14 protein-coding genes are annotated in these 18,865 nt (G+C 61.6%); 6 read left to right on the forward strand and 8 right to left on the reverse strand.

What is annotated here, in order from left to right:
• The first annotated feature begins 122 nt into the window (after nucleotides 1-122).
• Entirely contained in the window at nucleotides 123-695 is a 573-nt protein-coding gene (locus GH663_RS00800) for an OmpA family protein (RefSeq protein WP_170291305.1), read from the forward strand.
• 93 nt (nucleotides 696-788) lie between these two features.
• Here the strand turns inward: GH663_RS00800 and GH663_RS00805 are convergent, their stop codons facing one another.
• Nucleotides 789-977 carry a hypothetical protein gene (locus GH663_RS00805; protein WP_153129850.1) on the reverse strand — a complete coding sequence of 63 codons (189 nt, stop codon included), beginning with the start codon at nucleotides 975-977 and terminating at the stop codon, nucleotides 789-791.
• A gap of 231 nt (nucleotides 978-1,208) precedes the next feature.
• Between GH663_RS00805 and ovoA the strand changes: the two genes are divergently transcribed.
• Nucleotides 1,209-3,320, forward strand: coding sequence for a 5-histidylcysteine sulfoxide synthase (gene ovoA / locus GH663_RS00810; RefSeq protein WP_153129851.1), 2,112 nt, complete (start codon nucleotides 1,209-1,211; stop codon nucleotides 3,318-3,320).
• 140 nt (nucleotides 3,321-3,460) lie between these two features.
• Entirely contained in the window at nucleotides 3,461-4,498 is a 1,038-nt protein-coding gene (locus GH663_RS00815; protein WP_153129852.1) for a methyltransferase, read from the forward strand.
• A gap of 144 nt (nucleotides 4,499-4,642) precedes the next feature.
• On the opposite strand, the gene GH663_RS00820 is transcribed toward GH663_RS00815, so the two are convergent.
• The 7 genes from GH663_RS00820 to GH663_RS00855 form a co-directional block, all read right to left on the reverse strand.
• Complete coding sequence (locus GH663_RS00820; RefSeq protein WP_153129853.1) at nucleotides 4,643-6,847, reverse strand: OsmC domain/YcaO domain-containing protein; 2,205 nt, start codon at nucleotides 6,845-6,847, stop codon at nucleotides 4,643-4,645.
• Between the two features lie 269 nt (nucleotides 6,848-7,116).
• Nucleotides 7,117-8,292: a metallophosphoesterase gene (locus tag GH663_RS00830; protein WP_246181467.1), complete on the reverse strand. Its 1,176-nt coding sequence runs from the start codon at nucleotides 8,290-8,292 to the stop codon at nucleotides 7,117-7,119.
• 275 nt (nucleotides 8,293-8,567) lie between these two features.
• Entirely contained in the window at nucleotides 8,568-8,870 is a 303-nt protein-coding gene (locus GH663_RS00835) for a hypothetical protein (RefSeq protein WP_153129855.1), read from the reverse strand.
• A gap of 599 nt (nucleotides 8,871-9,469) precedes the next feature.
• Nucleotides 9,470-10,339: an AraC family transcriptional regulator gene (locus tag GH663_RS00840; protein ID WP_153129856.1), complete on the reverse strand. Its 870-nt coding sequence runs from the start codon at nucleotides 10,337-10,339 to the stop codon at nucleotides 9,470-9,472.
• A 581-nt stretch (nucleotides 10,340-10,920) separates the two neighbouring features.
• On the reverse strand, nucleotides 10,921-14,022 hold the full coding sequence (locus tag GH663_RS00845) for an efflux RND transporter permease subunit (protein ID WP_153129857.1): 3,102 nt from the start codon (nucleotides 14,020-14,022) through the stop codon (nucleotides 10,921-10,923).
• Nucleotides 14,019-15,155 (reverse strand): efflux RND transporter periplasmic adaptor subunit, encoded by a 1,137-nt coding sequence (locus GH663_RS00850; protein WP_153129858.1) that lies wholly within the window; start codon nucleotides 15,153-15,155, stop codon nucleotides 14,019-14,021. The genes GH663_RS00845 and GH663_RS00850 overlap by 4 nt, the downstream gene beginning before the upstream one ends.
• Before the next feature lie 82 nt (nucleotides 15,156-15,237).
• Nucleotides 15,238-15,855 (reverse strand): TetR/AcrR family transcriptional regulator, encoded by a 618-nt coding sequence (locus GH663_RS00855; protein ID WP_153129859.1) that lies wholly within the window; start codon nucleotides 15,853-15,855, stop codon nucleotides 15,238-15,240.
• Between the two features lie 91 nt (nucleotides 15,856-15,946).
• Here GH663_RS00855 and GH663_RS00860 point away from each other — a divergent pair, with 91 nt between their 5' ends.
• Genes GH663_RS00860 through GH663_RS00870 form a run of 3 tightly spaced genes read left to right on the forward strand, consistent with a single transcriptional unit; the run spans nucleotide 15,947 to nucleotide 18,833 of the window.
• On the forward strand, nucleotides 15,947-17,431 hold the full coding sequence (locus tag GH663_RS00860; RefSeq protein WP_153129860.1) for an efflux transporter outer membrane subunit: 1,485 nt from the start codon (nucleotides 15,947-15,949) through the stop codon (nucleotides 17,429-17,431).
• Between the two features lie 11 nt (nucleotides 17,432-17,442).
• Nucleotides 17,443-18,228 carry an SDR family NAD(P)-dependent oxidoreductase gene (locus tag GH663_RS00865; RefSeq protein WP_153129861.1) on the forward strand — a complete coding sequence of 262 codons (786 nt, stop codon included), beginning with the start codon at nucleotides 17,443-17,445 and terminating at the stop codon, nucleotides 18,226-18,228.
• Nucleotides 18,229-18,278: 50 nt separating this feature from the next.
• Entirely contained in the window at nucleotides 18,279-18,833 is a 555-nt protein-coding gene (locus GH663_RS00870) for a PaaI family thioesterase (RefSeq protein WP_153129862.1), read from the forward strand.
• The last annotated feature ends 32 nt before the right edge of the window (nucleotides 18,834-18,865 follow it).

Genomic DNA, 18,865 nt, shown 5'->3' on the forward strand with positions numbered 1-18,865 from the left:
AAGACAAATTACGTATTTGTTTATTTCCAGATCAGCTAAAACAGCGCACTACGGGCATCAGGCCTGTTCGTTCAACGGCCGAGCGGCTATCATTCGACATTCTTCTCGCAGCCCAATTCACGATGCGCGCCTCCCTGCCTGCCACCCTGTTGCTTTCCGCCCTGCTTGCCGCCTGCGCCTCGACCAAGGATGCGCCGGCCAACAAGAACATTTCTCAAAGCGGCACCCTCAAGGTACACCCGGGCCTGCTCGGCCAGCCGGTACCGCCGGAACTGCAACAGGAACCCCGCGTTGCAACCAGCGTATCAGCAACTGCCGGCACCGATAGCGCGATCAAAATGGACGAGGCTGGTCTGCGCACCCAGCGCAGCGTCTATTTCGACTTTAATAGCGCCGAAGTCAAAGCCGAGTTCAACCCGGCGCTGCAAGCCCACGCCCGCTACCTGGCGAACAACCCGAAATCGCGCATCCGGGTCGACGGCAACGCCGATGAACGAGGCGCGCCTGATTACAACCGACAACTGGGCATGAAGCGGGCCGAAAACGTTCGCCAGTCGATGATCGGCCTCGGCGCTCCTGAAAAGCAGATCAGCATCAAGACGCTGGGCGAGTCGCGCCCCAAGCTGAAGGGTCACGATGAAGAGTCCTGGTCGGAAAACCGCCGGGCCGACGTGGTGTACGAGCAGGAAAACTAAGGCGCGCCAGCCCGGCTCCAAGCTCGCCCCAAAAAGCAAAAAACCGCCATTCGTGGCGGTTTTTTGCTTTGGCGGCGATCTTTCAAGCGAGACTTAGACCTTCTCCACTTCCTTGACGAGATGGCCGGGGATATGGGTCAGCCACTCCGAGAAGGGTATTTCCTTCACGTCCGGCAAGCGCCGCTCAACCGAGCGGCGGCGCTCCCGCCAGCCGGACGGCGGGCCCAGATCGACGCCTCGCCGATCATCACCGTTTTCCCGCTTGTTCTGCAACTTGCTCATCGCTACTCCTGTCGTGCCTTCACCGCCAGTTCGCAGAAGTGCCCTGCCTGAACCAGCGTACAGCCGAAGTCTAAATGGCCGGCCGAAAAACGGCGGTGAAATAACTCACGCCGACGGCGACATCGAACAAGGAACCACAGCAAAAGCGACCGGCCCCGGTTATCGAAACGGCAGCCGAAGAGTATGCTTTGACGCACCAAACTGAATGAACTTCCTCGGTTGACTACTGCCATGAGCACGCCACTCTTTCCACGCAGCCCGCAACTGGCTGACCGCCCGGTCGACGCGGTCCGGCGGGACATTCTCGAGACTTTCCACGCCACGTTCGACCGCTACGAACAACTATTCGAAACCCTGGCCTGCGATGCGGCCTGGTACGAGAAAGCAATCCGGCTGCGCCATCCGCTGATTTTCTATTTCGGGCACACCGCGACATTTTTCATCAACAAGCTGTTGCTGGCCGGCCTGATCGACGAACGCCTCAATCCACGCTTCGAATCGATCTTCGCGGTCGGCGTCGACGAGATGAGCTGGGACGATCTCGACGAAACCCGCTACGACTGGCCCAGTGCCGCGGCCGTGCGCGACTACCGAAATCAGGTCCGGCAACGGGTCGACCGGATCATCCGCACTACCGAACTAACGCTGCCCATCGACTGGCAGCACCCGTGGTGGGCGATCCTGATGGGGATCGATCACGAGCGCATCCACCTGGAAACCTCGTCGGTACTGATCCGCCAGCATCGACTGGACTATGTCCGCCCCCACCCGGCGTGGGCGCCCTGTCGGGATCGCGGCACGCCGCCGGACAACACGCTGGTCGACATCCCGGCCGGCCGCGTACGGCTGGGCAAGGACTTCAGGGACGATCACTATGGCTGGGACAACGAATACGGCACGCACCAGGCCGACATCGCCGCATTTCGCAGCAGCCGCCAACTGGTCTCGAACCGGGAATTCCTCGCCTTCGTCGAAGCCGGCGGCTATGCCGACGACCGCTGGTGGCAGGAGGAAGGACTGGGCTGGCGGAATTTCGCGCAGGCGACACAGCCGAACTTCTGGGTGCGCCAAGCCGATAGCTGGCATTTACGCCTGATGACCGAGGAAGTGCCGATGCCCTGGGATTGGCCGGTCGAGACCAATTACCACGAGGCAAAGGCCTTCTGCCAATGGAAGACCGCGCAAAGCGGCCTACCGGTGCGCCTGCCAAGCGAGGACGAGTGGTATCGCCTGGTCGACTTTGCCGGCCTCGGCGAAGTCGCCCCCGGACAGCCTGCTCAAGCCAACATCCATCTCGACCACTGGGCATCGCCCTGCCCGGTAGACCGCTTCGCCCACGGCCCGCTGTTCGATGTCGTCGGTAATGTCTGGCAATGGACGGAAACCCCGACCTACCCATTCGACGGTTTCGCCGTTCACCCGATCTACGACGACTTCACGGCGCCCACCTTCGACGGACGTCACAACCTGATCAAGGGCGGCGCCTGGGCCTCCTGCGGCGACGAGGCCCGACTGGCCGCGCGCTATGCCTTTCGCCGCCATTTCTTCCAGCACGCTGGCTTCCGCTACGTCGTTTCGGCGATGCCTGCGGTCAATCCCGCCTCGAACTACGAAACCGACGAACTGATGGCGCAGTACGCCGAGTTCCATTTCGGCGACAGCTATTACGGCGTCGCCAACTTCCCGGCGACCCTGGCCGCCCTGGCCGTTGCCGCAATGGGCGAGCAGCCGAAGCGGTGCGCTCTCGACCTCGGCTGCGCCACCGGCCGCGCCTGCTTCGAACTGGCCCGGCATTTCGACGAAGTCACCGGCATCGACTTTTCCGCCCGCTTCATCGGTCTCGGCGCCCAGATGGCCGAACAGGGACGCATCCGCTACACCTTGCCGGAGGAAGGCGAACTCGTCACCTACCGCGAACGCACGCTGGCCGAACTCGGCCTCGCCGAGACGGCCAGACGCGTCAGCTTCTGGCAGGGCGACGCCTGCAACCTGAAACCGAACTTCACCGGCTACGACCTGATCCTCGCGGCCAACCTGATCGACCGCCTGCACAGCCCGGCCCAGTTCCTGGCCAGCATTCACCAACGCCTGACCCCGGGCGGCCTGCTGCTGATCGCCTCGCCCTACACCTGGCTGGCCGAACACACCCGGCGCGAACACTGGCTCGGCGGTTTCAAGAAGGACGGCGAGAACTTCACGACCCTCGACGGCCTGCTGGCACTGCTCGAGCCGTATTTCGAACTGCTCGGCCAACCGCAGGATGTTCCCTTCGTGATTCGTGAGACCAAGCGCAAGTTTCAGCACACGCTCTCCGAAGTAACGCTCTGGCGGCTCCGACACTAGCTTCGTCGAGCGGCAGGCAAGACAAAGCCAGCTTGCCGCAGCAGGTTTGCGCTATCCTCCGGGCCTTCGAAAAATCCCTGCCCGGTCACGACAGCCGGCCCCCCCAAGCCTGCTTTGGCTTGACCGAGCCCCAACCAAACATGACGAAAACTACAACGACCCGGGTCCGCAAACCCGATGTTTGCCAGCCGACCGGCTCGGCAGAATTAGCCATGCTGGATGTCTATATGCCGATGATGAAATCATCGGCCATCATCTCGGCCGGGCGTTTGGGGCTGTTTGAAGCCTTGGCGCAAGGCCCGCTTTCCGTCGCCCAACTGGCGGCAAAGATTGAGTCCAGCGTCAAAGGCACGGCGACGCTGGCCGACTTCCTAATCGCCCTCGGCTACCTGGAAAGACAGGACGGGCTTTTGGCGAATACGGCAAGCACGCAACGCTGGTTTACCAGTCTCGGCCAGGTGGATTACACGCCGGGCCTGTTATGGACGCACGAAGCATGGCCGATGATGGGCGGTCTGGCCGAAGCGGTACGTAGCGGCCACCCCGAGAAAACCCTTTGGGATGCCATGGTCGAACACTCCCATCTGGGTGAATTGTTTTCGTCGTACATGGCCGCTTTTGCCTCGGATCTCGGGCCGGACCTGCTCAAGCACGTCCCGGTTTCCGCGGAACAGCATCGACTGCTCGACCTGGGCGGCTCGCATGGCTTGCACGCAATCCGCTTTTGCCGGCACTACCCCATGCTCAGCGCGGCCATCGTCGACCTGCCCAGTGCCTTGACGGAGACCGGAACAACCATTGCGAACGAGGGGCTGGCCGAGCGTATCCGCCTGATTCCCGGCGATCTGCAGGAGCAGGATTGGGGCAACGAACATGACCTGGTGTTTTATCTTTCGGTCGCCCACAACCATACGGCAGAAGAGAATCGCCAGATCATCGAGCGTATCGGCAACTCCCTCGACCGTGGTGGCTTGCTGGTCATTCATGAGTACCTGGCCGAATCGCCGCTCGATGCACTGGATGCCGCATTCCGCCTGACCTTGCTGGTGGAAACCGGCACCCAGACCTACCGTTACGAAGACTATGGCAATTGGCTGACGGCAGCGGGTTTCAAGTCGATCGAGCGGATTGACCTCGATCCTCGCGAAAAAGGCTCATTGATACTGGCCCGGCGCTAAGGTCAAAAAAGGGTAACCAACGGCTACCCTTTCTCTACTCGGCAACGGCCGAAAATCGACCGGTTGCCGACGGTCAGGCCAACCGGCAGCGGAGGTTGGCCTGGCACCCAACTCCTGCGGTTGACCCAGCCATGACTGGCAAATCTAACTGGATAAAGCCGCCACCTTGGCCCGCGCCCTGTGCAGTTTTTGGTAGCTGTCGATCAGGCGCTGGTGGCGGTCGAGCCCTTCCAGTTTCATACTCGTTGGCGTCAGCCCGAAGAAGCGTACGCTGCCCTCCACTGAGCCGAGCACCGCATCCATCCGCGGATCGCCATACATGCGGCGGAAGTTGGCCTCGTAGTCGGCGAGATCCAGCTCGTCGTCGAGCAGCACTTCCAGCACCACGTTGAGCGCCTGGTAGAACAGGCCGCGCTCGACGGTGTTTTCGTTGTACTGCAGGTAGGCCTCGACCTGTTCCTTGGCGGCCGCGAAGTCCTGCAGCGCAAGGTTGATCAGCAGCTTCAACTCCAGAATCGTCAGCTGGCCCCAATCCGTGTTCTCGTCGAACTCGACGCCGATTAGCGTGATGATGTCGGTGTAGTCGTCGAGTTCGCTGTCTTCCAGGCGCTCCAGCAAGGCTTCCAGACCGGCGTCGTCGAGGCGGTGCAAGTTCAGGATGTCGGCGCGGAAGGCCAGCGCCTTGTTGGTGTTGTCCCAGATCAGGTCGTCGATCGGGTAGATTTCCGAATAACCCGGCACCAGGATGCGGCAGGCGGTGGCGCCAAGCTGGTCGTAAACCGCCATGTACACTTCCTTGCCCATCTCTTCGAGGATGCCGAACAGCGTTGCGGCTTCGTCGGCATTGGAGTTTTCGCCCTCGCCCGAGAAATCCCACTCAACGAATTCGTAATCCGCCTTGGCGCTGAAAAAGCGCCACGACACGACGCCGCTCGAATCGATGAAGTGCTCGACAAAATTGTTCGGCTCGGTGACGGCGTTGCTCTCGAAGGTCGGCCGCGGCAGGTCGTTGAGGCCTTCGAAACTGCGCCCCTGCAACAACTCGGTCAGACTGCGTTCGAGCGCCACTTCCAGGCTGGGGTGCGCGCCGAAGGAGGCGAACACGCCGCCGGTACGCGGGTTCATCAGGGTCACGCACATCACCGGGAATTCGCCACCCAGCGACGCATCCTTGACCAGCACCGGGAAGCCCTGGTTTTCCAGTTCGGCGATGCCGGCGACGATACCGGGGTATTTCGCCAGCACCTCGGCCGGCACATCGGGCAGCGCGATTTCGCCTTCGAGGATTTCGCGTTTCACGGCACGCTCGAAGATTTCCGACAGGCACTGCACCTGCGCCTCGGCCAGCGTATTGCCGGCGCTCATGCCATTGCTGAGGAAGAGGTTGTCGATCAGGTTGGTCGGGAAATACACCGTCTCGCCGTCCGACTGGCGCACGTAGGGCAGCGCGCAGACGCCGCGCTCGGTATTGCCGGAATTGGTGTCGTAGAGATGCGAGCCGCGCAGTTCGCCATCCGGGTTGTAGATTTCCAGCGTGTAGTCGTCGAGCAGGCCCTTGGGCAGCGCATCCTTCTTGCCGGGCTTGAACCAGCGCTCTTCCGGGTAATGTACGAAGGCCGCGTTGGCAATCTCCGGGCCCCAGTAATTGTCGTTGTAGAAGTGATTGCAATTGGCCCGCTCGATGAACTCGCCCAGCGCCGAGGCCAGCGCACTTTCCTTGGTCGCCCCCTTGCCGTTGGTGAAGCACATCGGCGAATGCGCATCGCGGATATGCAGCGACCAGACGTTGGGCACCAGGTTGCGCCAGGAGGCGATCTCGATCTTCATGCCCAAGCCGGCGAGAATGCCGGACATGTTGGCGATGGTCTGCTCGAGCGGCAGATCCTTGCCGGCGATATAGGTGCTCGCCTCCGAATCCGGATTGAGCGTCAGCAAGGCCTGCGCGTCGGCATCGAGATTCTCGACCTCCTCAATCACGAACTCCGGCCCGGTCTGCACCACCTTCTTGACGGTACACCGCTCGATGGAACGCAAAATGCCCTGCCGGTCCTTGGCGGAGATGTCCGCCGGCAACTCGACCTGGATCTTGAAAATCTGCTGGTAGCGGTTTTCCGGATCGACGATGTTGTTCTGCGACAGGCGGATGTGCTCGGTCGGAATGTTGCGCGTGTCGCAGTACAACTTCACGAAGTAGGCCGCACACAAGGCCGACGAAGCCAGGAAGTAATCGAACGGCCCCGGCGCCGAGCCGTCGCCCTTGTAGCGGATGGGCTGATCGGCGATGACCGTGAAGTCGTCGAACTTGGCCTCGAGACGAAGCTTGTCGAGAAAATTGACCTTGATTTCCATGCGGGAATTCCAGAAAAGGCGTGAAAAAACGAATTGGCCGCCATTATCCGGGTTTCCTGGGGGAAAACCGGGCTTCTCGGCAGTTCAAGGCGCCGGGCGGCAGGCTCGCCAACTTCGCTTGCAACACTGTCGCGCAGACCTTCACCTGTCCGCCCGGCAAGCTCTTGTAAAGCCAACTCAGAAGGGGCGCTTGTCGTTCGCTCCAAAGTCAGCCATGGGCGCGAAGCAATAATGAAGGAGGGATGCGCCTCCGTCTCCAGATCGTTCCATTAGGCCGGGATCAAGCGCAGCAAGGTGATTTCGGACGGCGCACCGAAGCGTTTGGGCGGCCCCCAGTAGCCGGTGCCTCGACTGGTGTAGACCGTCAGCCGACCGAGCCGGCGCAAGCCCGCGGTAAAGGGCTGCTGCAACGGCACGAAGTGGTTCCACGGCCAGAATTGGCCGCCATGGGTATGGCCCGAAAGCTGAAGGTCGAAGCCTGCTGCCTCGGCAGCGCTCGCCGAACGCGGCTGGTGAGCGAGGAGAATGCGTAGCAGATCGGGTGGGCTGCCGGCCAGTGCGGCATCCGGATCGCTGGCCTGCGCCGTATCGAAGGCAGCGGCCGAATAATCGCTTACCCCAGCCAATACGAAGCGGTCGCCACGGTGGGCGATGACGACGTGACGGTTGTCCAAGCCGCGCAGTCCAATACGCTCGAACTCGCGCATCCAGGATGTAGCACCAGAGTAAAACTCGTGGTTACCGGTCACCACATAACTACCATACCGGCTGCGCAGGCTGCCAAGCGGCGCGGTGTGGGGATGCAACTGCTCAACGCTGCCGTCGACCACGTCGCCGGTAATGGCGACCAGATCAGCATCAAGCTGGTTGACTCGGTCAACAATGGCCTGAACGTATTCACGCTTGATTGTCGGCCCGACATGGATGTCACTGAGCTGAACGATGGTGAATCCCTCAAGATCCCTCGGCAGCCTGGCCAGCGGGATATCCACTTTGACAACGCGAGCCACTCGCCGTGCATTGACGTAGCCAACCAGCGTAAACAGGCTAGCCAGCACAGGAACGGCAATAGCTGTTGACTGGGTCAGCAACGGCCCGTCGGCAAGCAGAAGAACAAGGTCGCGTAGCACGGTCAACACCAGCACTGAGGAAAACAGCCCCATCGCCATTCCTCCCAGCCAGCTCAACTGGTCGGCCAGCGCCTGACGGACCACCACGAAGCGAGCCAGCAAGCCGAGCGGCACCAGGCAGCACGAAATCACCAACCCAGCGATCGCCAACGACAGACCGGCAATGTCGAGATTTAGAGCTGGCAGCAGGCGCCAGCCAATATAGGCATGCAGGCCGCCGATGATCGGCAGAATGCGCCAGAGAGCTCGGCGCAAGCGGCCCGGAAAAGCCTGATGGCTGGGCGAAGGTTGTTGTACGGCTTGGGTCATCGACATTTGGGTAGGTTTCGCTTTTGTATTGTGCCGGCCGGGCCGGTGCGAATGCACCGCCAAGTCAGGAGAGGAGTGGATTCTGAAGGGATATCCAAGGGGGCAGCGGCAAAATCCAACCGCCTCGCCCCGACTGCAACGGGTATAACAGCTTGCGTCGCTCAGGCACTGCCGGCAGGCCTGTCAGCCACTCAGCCTGCATTCTGCGATTCGTCGGTATTGCTTGAAGAACAACAGTTGCTCCATCGGATTGCCTTCAATCGGCAACGCGATAATCCGACTCAGCTACCAGACGACGGACTGATTTTTTCTGCCGCCTTCTCCAAGGCATGACCAGTTGCTTCGGCACCACGCCTAATTCCTCGGCCCGTAGCGGATAGCCCGACTTCAATACCATGACGGGTCGCCTCCGCTCCGCGCTTGATTCCGTTTCCAGCCGCCTCGACGCCACGCTTAATACCGTGAGCAGTCGCCTCTGCACCGCGTTCGAGCGCTGATTCAGTTTTATTGATGATGCTATCGTCGGCGAGCGCAACACCAATCAGGCAGAGGCAACTGGCAACGGCAGCAAATGAACGCTTCATGCCCAATCTCCTTTTGTTGATCTCTGTCTAATAGATATCACCCGAAGCCTTGAAGTTCTGTAGCAACAGGTAACTCATTGTTGCGAAGCGATCGCTTCGGTGTCGGCCTTTGCTGTGCAGTTTCAACCGAACATCAGCAATGCTGAAATAGCGCAAGGTCAAAAAGCGCAAAGCCCGGCAATTGCCGGGCTTTGCTTATCTGATGTAAGACAGACGTTATTGTTTTCTACCAACTGATCGCGATGAATAAAGTCTGTCGGCCCCCCCCCTCGGCAAGCCCCAAATTCTGTGCAACGGAAAATTAGTGGAAGTCCAGCAAAGTCTGTCGGATCACCTGAAATATGCAAATAGACATTTCAAGTCGGAAATATAGTCTGTCGGGGCCAGATATAGCCTAGCTTCGAGCGTCCACTCGTAGACCTAAGCGGCCGGTAGCGACCTCAATGAAAAAAGGCCGGTTCTAAGTACAGACCGGCCATTGTCATTCTGAGACGGTGAGAGCTTATTGATCCTACGTTCGATCTCAACAAAAGGCAGCTTCGGAAAAGTCGCATGACGCATTCAGTGCCATGTCGGTTTCCCCAGAAGCCGCCATAGATCTACGACTTCAATGGCAAGTAGATATCGGTCTCCAACTCATGCTCTGGTGTTTCCGGCATCAAGTTGAGGTAATGGAAATAGAGCGGAAAATCGCGTAACTCCTCACCACTTTCCGGTAGCCAGTTGCGGTAGAGGGGGTAAATGCTTTCGCCGATTCTGACATGGGAGCCGTAATGCCGCACCCGCGCGCAACGGCCGCCGGGAATGCTTTTCGTGACCACACCCTGTCGGTTGAGAGGCACTTCGTCGGTTACTTCTCCGCAGATGTCAAAGCGGAATTCGGCCGGCTCGGTTGTGTCCGGATTGTCATAAGCAATACCAAAGCTTCGGCTGATTTCTTTAGGCGAAAGGCCGCTTTCCTTACGCCAAGCGATAAATTGTCCGACGGAGTCATTGACTCTTTCGGTTGGGCCGCGATGCTCCATGACGGCAATGCGGATAGATTTGAAATCGACGATCTCGACTTGCACGGTTTGTTTCCTTTCCGGGATACGGAAGCGATAGCGCTCATGCCAGGATTCCCAGTCCGGTTGCCGCCTGAATTCTGATGGCGACTGGCCGAAAGTGTTCCTGAAGGCGCGCGTAAACGATTCCGGGTTTTCGAAGCCAGCGTCTAGGGCGATATCGATAACCTTGTTCTGGGGGCTGAAGGCGAGCTGATAGCTGGCTTGCCGCAAACGCAACAACTGGATATATCGTCCAACACTGGTACCGACGTATTCGGCGAATTGCCGATGAAAGTGGAACTTGGAGAAGTTCGCGATCTGGCTAAGGTATTCAGTGCTTAGCGATTCGTCTAGATTGGACTCGATGTAGTCGAGCACCTTCTCGAAACGCTTTGCGTAGTTTTTTGCCTGTGTGTCGCTCATCATTCATCCTTCGTTCACAGCGCACACTATGCGCGGAACGCGATGGCAATTCCTGACCGCAATTGCTCAATATGCCAGCAAAGAAATCAATTGGAAGGGAACAATTGCTCAAACTTGCTAAGGATATTCGCTTTCCAATTGCTTGACGATTGCGTTTGGCTCGGACCATGCCTGATAGCGGTCGCTTGTAGCTGTGGCCGCTCTCGGGAAAAGCAGATGGCCGGACCCGACCCACAAGAGACATTCACCAACTCGGCAGTTCAGCGGCCGCTTACTGAGCGGAGCAGTCGCACAGCCCGAAGGCTGACTGCGTACTCATCGGCCAATGCCGCCATTCAGTAGTTGGTCTGTGGCGGTCAGCAATTGGCTGGATACCTGCCGGTCAGTGTCAAAGCTTGGTGAGCAGCAGCCTCCATACTCGACTCGGTTCAAAGCGGACGTCAAAAGTCAAAGCTCGGCGAACTCCACGTAGCAAAGCGCTGATATGCCAGGCCATACTCAGGGAGTAGCGCTGAACCTAGAAAAAGTGGCGGTACGCCGGCAATCCGCAGCGGGGCCGGCGTACCGATTCCTTGTGCTAGCTAGGCCGCGACCGGCTCCGGCTCCATCGCAGGAACGGCCTTCCCGTCTCCCGCCGTTGGCCTGATCTTGAACCAGATCGCGTACAAGACTGGCAAGAAAACCAGGGTCAGAATCGTCCCGGCGAAGGTGCCGCCGATGAGCGTATAGGCCAGCGTGCCCCAGAACACCGAATGGGTCAGCGGAATGAACGCCAGCATGGCGGCGAGTGCGGTCAGGATGACCGGACGGGCGCGCTGCACGGTGGCCTCGACGACAGCGTTGAAGGGCGCCAATCCATCCGCGATGTTGTCGCGGATCTGCCCGATCAGGATCAGCGTGTTGCGCATCAGGATGCCGGACAGGGCGATCAGACCGACCAGGGCATTGATGCCGAACGGCTGCCCGAACAGCAATAGGGTGGGCACGACGCCGATCAAGCCGAGCGGTGCGGTGGCGAATACCATCATCATCGCGGCGATCGAGCGCACCTGGAAGATGATGGTGATCAGGGTCAGCGCGATCATGATCGGGAAGACCGGCGCCAGTGCCCGATTGGCCTTGCCCGACTCCTCGATGGCGCCAGCCATTTCGATCCGGTAACCGGCCGGCAGTTTGGCAATGATCGGCTGCAGCTCCTGCCACACGGCGTTGGAGACATCCGGCGGCTGCAGGCCCTCGGCGATATCACCACGCACGGTGATAGTTGGGGTGCGGTCGCGGCGGCGCAGGATGGGGTCTTCCATGCGGACATCAACCTTGCCGACCTGCGACAGCGGAATCTTTTGACCGCCCGCGCCGACCAGGGTGAAGTCAACTATCCTGCCTGGATCGAGTCGCGTGTTGCCGCCCGAACGAGCTGTGACCTGCACCGAACGGATGTCCTCGCGCACTTCCGTAATCGGGATGCCACTCAGCAGGAACTGCAGCTGCTGGGCCACATCGGTAGACGTCAGGCCGATGTTCTGCAGGCGATCCTGATCGAGCGAAAAATGCAGTGCCGGCACACGCTCGCCCCAGTCGGTGTTGACCGTCCGCATCTGAGCGGAGGCCTGCATGACGCCACGCACCTCTGCCGCGATGTCGCGCAGCTTGTTGGGATCCGGCCCCATGACGCGGTAGGCCACGGGAAATGGCGATGGGGGGCCGAAGACGATCTGGGTTACGCGCACCCGTGCCTCGGGCGCCAAACCGTCGGCTGCCGCCTGGCGCAATCTGAACTTGAGGGCTTCGCGTTCCTTGTCATCGCCCGTCAGGACCACGATCTTGGCGAACGACGGATCGGGCAATTCAGGTGACATCGCCAGGAAAAAGCGGGGCGCGCCCTGGCCGATATAGGACGTCACGACCCTGGCCTCTGGCTGCTCTGCCAGCCAGGCTTCGACCTTGGCTGTCGCAGCGCTGGTTTGCGCGATCGAGGTGCCATACGGCATCTGCACCTCGACCAGAACCTCCGGCCGGTCCGAGGTCGGGAAGAACTGCTTGTTGACGACGCCCATGCCGAGAATCGCGATAACGAAGGCACCGATCACGCTTGCCGCGACGAGCCATTTGCGCCGGATCACCCAGACCAGCAGCCGGCGGAAGCGCTCGTAATTCGGCGTGGCGTAGATGGCCCCATGCCCGCCCGCGTGCTTCTCGTAGTTTGGCAGCAGCTTGACCCCGAGGTAGGGCGTGAACACGACGGCAACGATCCACGAGGCGATCAGGGCCGTGCCGACGATCCAGAACATGTTGCTGGTGTATTCACCGGCGGTCGACTTGGCAAAGCCGTTGGGCATGAAGCCGATTGCCGTCACCAGCGTGCCGGCCAGCATCGGCGCGGCGGTGTGGCTCCAGGCATAGGCCGCGGCGCGGATGCGGTCGTAGCCTTCCTCCATCTTCACGACCATCATCTCGATGGCGATGATCGCGTCGTCGACCAGCAGCCCCAGTGCCAGGATCAGCGAGCCCAACGTAATTCGTTCGAAATTCTTGCCGGTCGCCGCCATGATGATGAAAACGGCGGCAAGGGTCAGCGGCACTGCAGCAGCAACCACGACACCGGCGCGCCAGCCCATGCTGAGAAAGCCGACCAGTATCACCACGCCGAGGGCGACCAGGAACTTGACCATGAATTCGCCAACCGCCGACTGGATATTCACCGACTGGTCCGTCACCTTGGACAGGCTCATGCCGAGCGGCATTTCGGCGTTGATCGTCGCCGCTTCCGCCTCCAGCGCCTTGCCCAGATTGAGGCCGTTCCAGCCCTCGCGCATGACCACGCCGAGCAGCAGGGTTGGTTCGCCGTTGTTCCGGATCAGGAAGGTGGCCGGGTCTTCGTAGCCGCGCTTGACCTCGGCGATATCGCCGAGTTTCAGCGTCCGGCCGCGCGCCGCGACCGGCGTATTGCGGATCGCTTCCAGATCGTCGATCGCACCCTCCAGCCGGATGAAAACCTGTGGGCCCTTGGCTTCGATCGAGCCGGCAGGCGTCATGACATTGCGGCTGTTGAGCGCTGCGAAGAGTTCGCGCGGGGAGACGCCCAGCGTCGCCAGGCGGTCATGCGAGAACTCGACGAAAATCCGTTCGGCCTGCTCGCCGATGATGTTCACCTTCTTGACGCCGGGTACGTGCAGCAGACGCTGACGCATGGTTTCCGCGTCGCGCACCAGGTGCCGGTGCGGCTCGCCCTTGGCTTTCAAGGCGTAGATCGCAAAGGTCACGTCGGCATATTCGTCATTAACCATCGGGCCGATGACGCCACGCGGCAGTTTGAGCGCCTCGTCGCCGAGTTTCTTGCGCGCCTGATAGAACTGGTCGGGGACGTCGGCCGGCGGCGTACTGTCGAGCAGAAATACCGTGGAGAAAGCCAGCCCCGGCCGCGTAAAGGTCTCGGTCCGGTCATACCAGCGCAGTTCCTGCATGCGCTTTTCCAGCGGTTCGGCGACCAGTTCTTCCATCTCCTTGGCGGTCGCCCCGGGCCAGGCGGTGATCACGGTCATTTGCTTGATGGTAAAGGCGGGGTCCTCGGCTCGACCCAGGGTCAGGAAGGCGATGACACCGGCGATGAAGATCGCCAGCATCAGGAACAGGGTGACCGATCGCTCGCGGACAGCGAGGGCGGAGAGGTTGAAAGCACTCATTTCTGTGCCCCGCCGTTTGCCGCTGCGCCAGGTGCGGCGCTGCTGTCAGCCAGTCGAACCGGTTCGCCTTCGTGCAGCAGATGGGCGCCGAGCACAACGACACGATCACCCGCCGCCAGTCCACTGGTGATCGCTGCGGATTCACTGCTGAGGCCGGCAACCTGTACGGCGCGCCAGGTTGCCTGAAGCCCCTGTCCTTGGTCCTCCTGACCTTTGACCAGCCAGACGCCGGGCCCCTTGCCCTGATCGAAGAGCGCGCTGACAGGAATCTGGAGCGCCGGGGTGGCGCGGCCGCTTTGAATTTCGATGGAAACGGTCGAACCGAGTGGCGCGTCGGCCAGCCGGCCCTCCAGTACGTAGCGCGCCTCGAAAGTACGTGTCTGTGGGTTGGCGGCATCCGACAACTGACGCAATTTCGCGGCACCGATCAGCCCGCTGCCATACAAGGTCGCGCGCCCTGCGGAGCCGATCGCCGGACGCAGGCTTTCGGGGAGCGCAATGAGCGCTTCGCGGCGCCCGGCATGGGCCACACGGACGACGACCTGGCCAGCGCCGACCACCTGGCCCGGCTCGCCCAGGGTCTCGACCACGACGCCGTCCGAATCGGCGAGCAGTACCGCGTAGCCCGTTTCGTTGTGGGCCACGTCGGCCTGGGCCTGGGCCGCCTTGAGCTCGGCTCGCGCCGAATCGGCGGCCGCCTTGATCTTGTCGTAGGCAGAGGCTGACACCGCCCCGGCCGAAACAAGATCGCGGTATCTCGACTCATCCTCGGCGGTCTGGCGCGCGCGCGCCGTGGCGGCGGCAACGGCCTCGTCGCGGGCGTGCGTGGCGAGCTTCAAATCGGTGGTGTCGATGCGCATCAGCGCCTGACCGCGCTTGACAGTCTGGCCAGCATCGACCAGGCGCTCCAGGATCTTGCCGGGAACGCGGAAACCCAGGTCGCTCTGCACCCGTGCCGCGACGACGCCGCTGAACGAAGGCTCGGCCTGGGTGGCGGTCGCTACCGGCGCGATCCGGATGAGTGGCGCCTGGGTCCGCGGATCGATTGAAGACGTGGTATCGCTGCAGGCTGCCAAGGCGATAGGCAACAGACCGACGATGGCGAGGAAGGGAATATTGCGGCGCTGAAACATGACGACCTCCTTTAACGCGAAGGCCTTCATCTTCCATCGAGTGACCGATTGTGTCAATGGTCACTTTTTCTCAGGCAGCGTTCTAGGGTGCCAGGCTACGCAGCACCAGATTCGACAACTGGCTGGGCGCGTCCTCGATGAGGTCGAGGTTGTGCTGGAGCAGCAACGGATTGGCAAAGGGCAGCATGACGAGATAGATCGCATGCACCGTTTCGTCGAGCGGCGTCTTGCGCTCGAACTCGCCCACTTCCCGCCCTTCTCGGACGATCTCTGTCAGGGTCTGCCGAATGCGCTGTCCGTAGGCAACGGCGGACGGCCAACCCTCGCCGGCGGAATGCGCGGCAATGTCATACAGCTTGCGATCGTTGAAGAAGAGTTCCACGCTCGCTGTCACCATAGCCTTGAATAATCGACGGAATTTCTCCGTCGGCGTACTGGCGCCGGCCACCGCTTCATCAACCGCGGCGACGATCGTGCTCAAGGTCTTGCTGCAGATGGCTTCGCCGATCGCCTGCTTGGAATCGAAGAACTTGTAGATATAAGCCTTGGAAAAGCCGATCGCCTTGGCCAGGTCGGAGACCGTGGTCTTGTCGTAGCCGTAATGGCTGAAGTGCGCCTCGGCCGCCTCGACGATCTGATCACGAACGCTGTGGTCGACGGGGCCGCGGGCCTGTGGGGTGGAAGATTCGATTTCGCTCATGGGAAAACAATACCGCGTTTGCTGTCGGTTGACAACCAGTGACCAAACTGGGCTATAGTCACAACAACAAACCAACTCCCGAAGGACTCCCATGCTCACCCATCCCCGCTCTCTCGTCCTGTTTCTGAGCGCCGGCATCTTGTCGGGCTGCGCTGTTGGCCCCAACTACCGGCCGCCCTTGGTCGAGCTGACATCCAGCTTTCTCGGGCAGAAGGGTGTCGAGCAACGTTCGGTACAAGGTAAGGCAGACCTGCAACACTGGTGGGCCGGCTTCGAGGATGCCTTGCTCGCGCACTACGTCACCCTGGCGCTCGAGCAGAACCTGGACATCGCCCAAGCGACGGCGCGTGTCGCCCAATCACGTGCGGCCTTGCGCTACGCCGATGCGGCCTTGCTGCCCGCCGGCAACGTGAGTACGAGCGCCGGGCGAGGCTACCTGTCGGTTGAGACTCCGCTCGGGCAGGTGCTCAATAGCTCGCCCGGCTTCGATCGCTGGGGCGGCACTTACGAGGCCAATCTCGGGGCGAGTTGGGAGATCGACCTGTTCGGCGGTCTGCGGCGCGGGCGGGAGACTGCCCGCGCCGAATACGAGGCGTCCGAAGCTGGCGTTGCTGCGACACGGCTGGCCATCGCCGCGCAGACCGCGGACGTGTACGTCATGATCCGCGGCCTGCAGGCGCGCCTCGCGATTGCCCAACAGCAGGCGGAGACCCGACGCCGCTTGCTCGCGATGATCAAGCTCCAATACGAGAAGGGAATCGCCGCCGAACTCCAGAAGAACCAGGCCGAGGGTTCGCTGACCCAGGCCGAGGCACAGATCCCCGTCCTCCAAGCCGGCCTCGATTCGGCGATGAACGCGCTCGACGTACTGCTCGGCGTGCAGCCGGGAACCCACCGCGCCGAACTGGCTCCGCTGAAGCCTATCCCGGCCGCGCCGGCCTTAGCCGAGACCGGCACCCCGGCCGAGATGCTGCGCCGCCGGCCCGATCTCATTGCCGCCGAACGGCGCCTGGCTGCCGCCAATGCACGCATCGGCGTGGCGGTCGCCGAGTATTACCCCAAGTTCTCGCTCGGCGCGCTGCTCGGCAGCGCCACCGCTATAGCGAGCGGCAACCTGTTCACCGGGGCCGCCAGCCAGGCCCAGGGTGTCCTCGGGCTGCGCTGGCGGCTGTTCGACTTCGGCCGTGTCGACGCGCAAATCGCTGCCGCGCGCGGCCAGGAGGCCGAAGCCCTGGCGGCCTACCGGCTGGCCGTATTGCGGGCGACCGAGGATGTCGAAAACGCTTTTTCCGCCCTGGTCAACCGCGAGGCCCAAGTTGGCATCCTGACCCGGGGTGAGTTGTCGTTTGCCAAGGCACGCGAGAACTCGTTTGCTGCCTACCAGGGCGGCGTCGTCAGCCTGATCGAGGTGCTCGATGCCGACGGCAACCTGCTGCTGGCGCGCGATGCCAAGGCCCAGGCACAAACCGAGGCGGCGCGTGCCGCCATCGCCTCCTTCCGGGCCTTGGGCGGCGGCTGGGATACACCATCGGCAAACAACAACCGCCTCGCCGGCAAACTCTCCACCAACGACTAGAGGTAAGCCAAATGATCATAACCAATAATTCATGGGTGCTCATCACGGGCGCATCGAGCGGCTTCGGCGAGGAGTTCGCCCGCCAATATGCCGAGCAAGGCCACTCGCTGGTCCTCGTCGCGCGCCGGCTGGACCGGCTGCAAGCGCTTGCCGAGACGCTGCGCCGGCAATACCGCGTCGAAATCGTGGTCGAGCAGATCGATCTCTCCGATATTGAAGCGATCACCCAATTGCATCGGCGCCTCCGCGAGCGCGGCATTACCATCGAAATCCTGATCAACAACGCCGGCCATGGGTTGCAAGGTCCGTTTGTGGACAGCCCATTGGACGCAACCCTGGCCATGGTGCAGCTCGATGTGGCCAGCCTGACTGCGGTAACCCATGTCTTCGCCCAGGATATGCGGATGCGAAAACGCGGGAAGATCCTGCTGGTCGCCAGCTTGCTGGCCTACCAGGGCGTGCAGAACTTCGCCGTCTACGCCGCCGCCAAGGCCTACGTGCTGCGTCTGGGTGAGGCGCTGCATCGCGAACTCAAGCGCGAAGGCATCACCGTGACGACGCTATGCCCCGGCATGTCGGATACCGGGTTTGCCGCCGCCGCGCAGCAGAAGCTGACGCCCGCATTAAAGCTGTTGATGATGCAGCCGGCGCCCGTCGTGCGCACCGGTATCCGCGCCTTGCAGGCCGGACGCATCAGCGTCGTGGCGGGCTGGGCGAACAAGGCTTTGGTGATCGTGACCTGGGCGACGCCGCGCTGGCTGCACCAGGCCTTTTTGTCGCACGCGATGAACGGGTGAGCGAGTAGGTCAAACGCTCACAACGAACACTCACAGCAAGGAGTAGCCTCATGACAGCACCAACCGACGCGATGAATCCTGAAGACACGCTTGCCCGCTGGCGGGCCGAAGAAGCGGCCGTACGCGCCCGCTTACAGACGGCTCCCGGCTTGGCCACACCAGCCCAAATCGCCGGACGCTCCGGATTGCAGGTATTTCAGTCGCTGCTCGCCGGGGAAATTCCACCCCCGCCAATGGCTGTCACACTCGACTTCACCCTGCTTCGCATCGAGACCGGATTCGCAGTATTCCAGGGGCGGCCAGGGTTCAGTCATTTCAACCCGATGGGCACGGTGCACGGCGGCTGGTTCGCGACCATGCTCGACAGCGCCCTGGGATGCGCCGTGCATTCCACGCTATCGGCGGGCAAGGCCTACACCACCCTGGAACTGAAGCTCAACATTGTCCGCGCTCTCACCAACGCCGTTCCGCTGGTGCGCGCGGAAGCCCGGCTGGTCCACGGCGGCCGCCAGGTGGCGACCGCAGAAGCCCGGCTGGTGGGACCGGATGGCAAACTCTATGCCCATGCGACCACCACTTGCCTGATATTTGATCTCGCTTCCTAGCGCGGAACTAAAGATTTCTGTCCTGCTCGTGC

The organism is Dechloromonas hortensis (assembly GCF_009469765.1).
Lineage (GTDB): Bacteria > Pseudomonadota > Gammaproteobacteria > Burkholderiales > Rhodocyclaceae > Azonexus > Azonexus hortensis.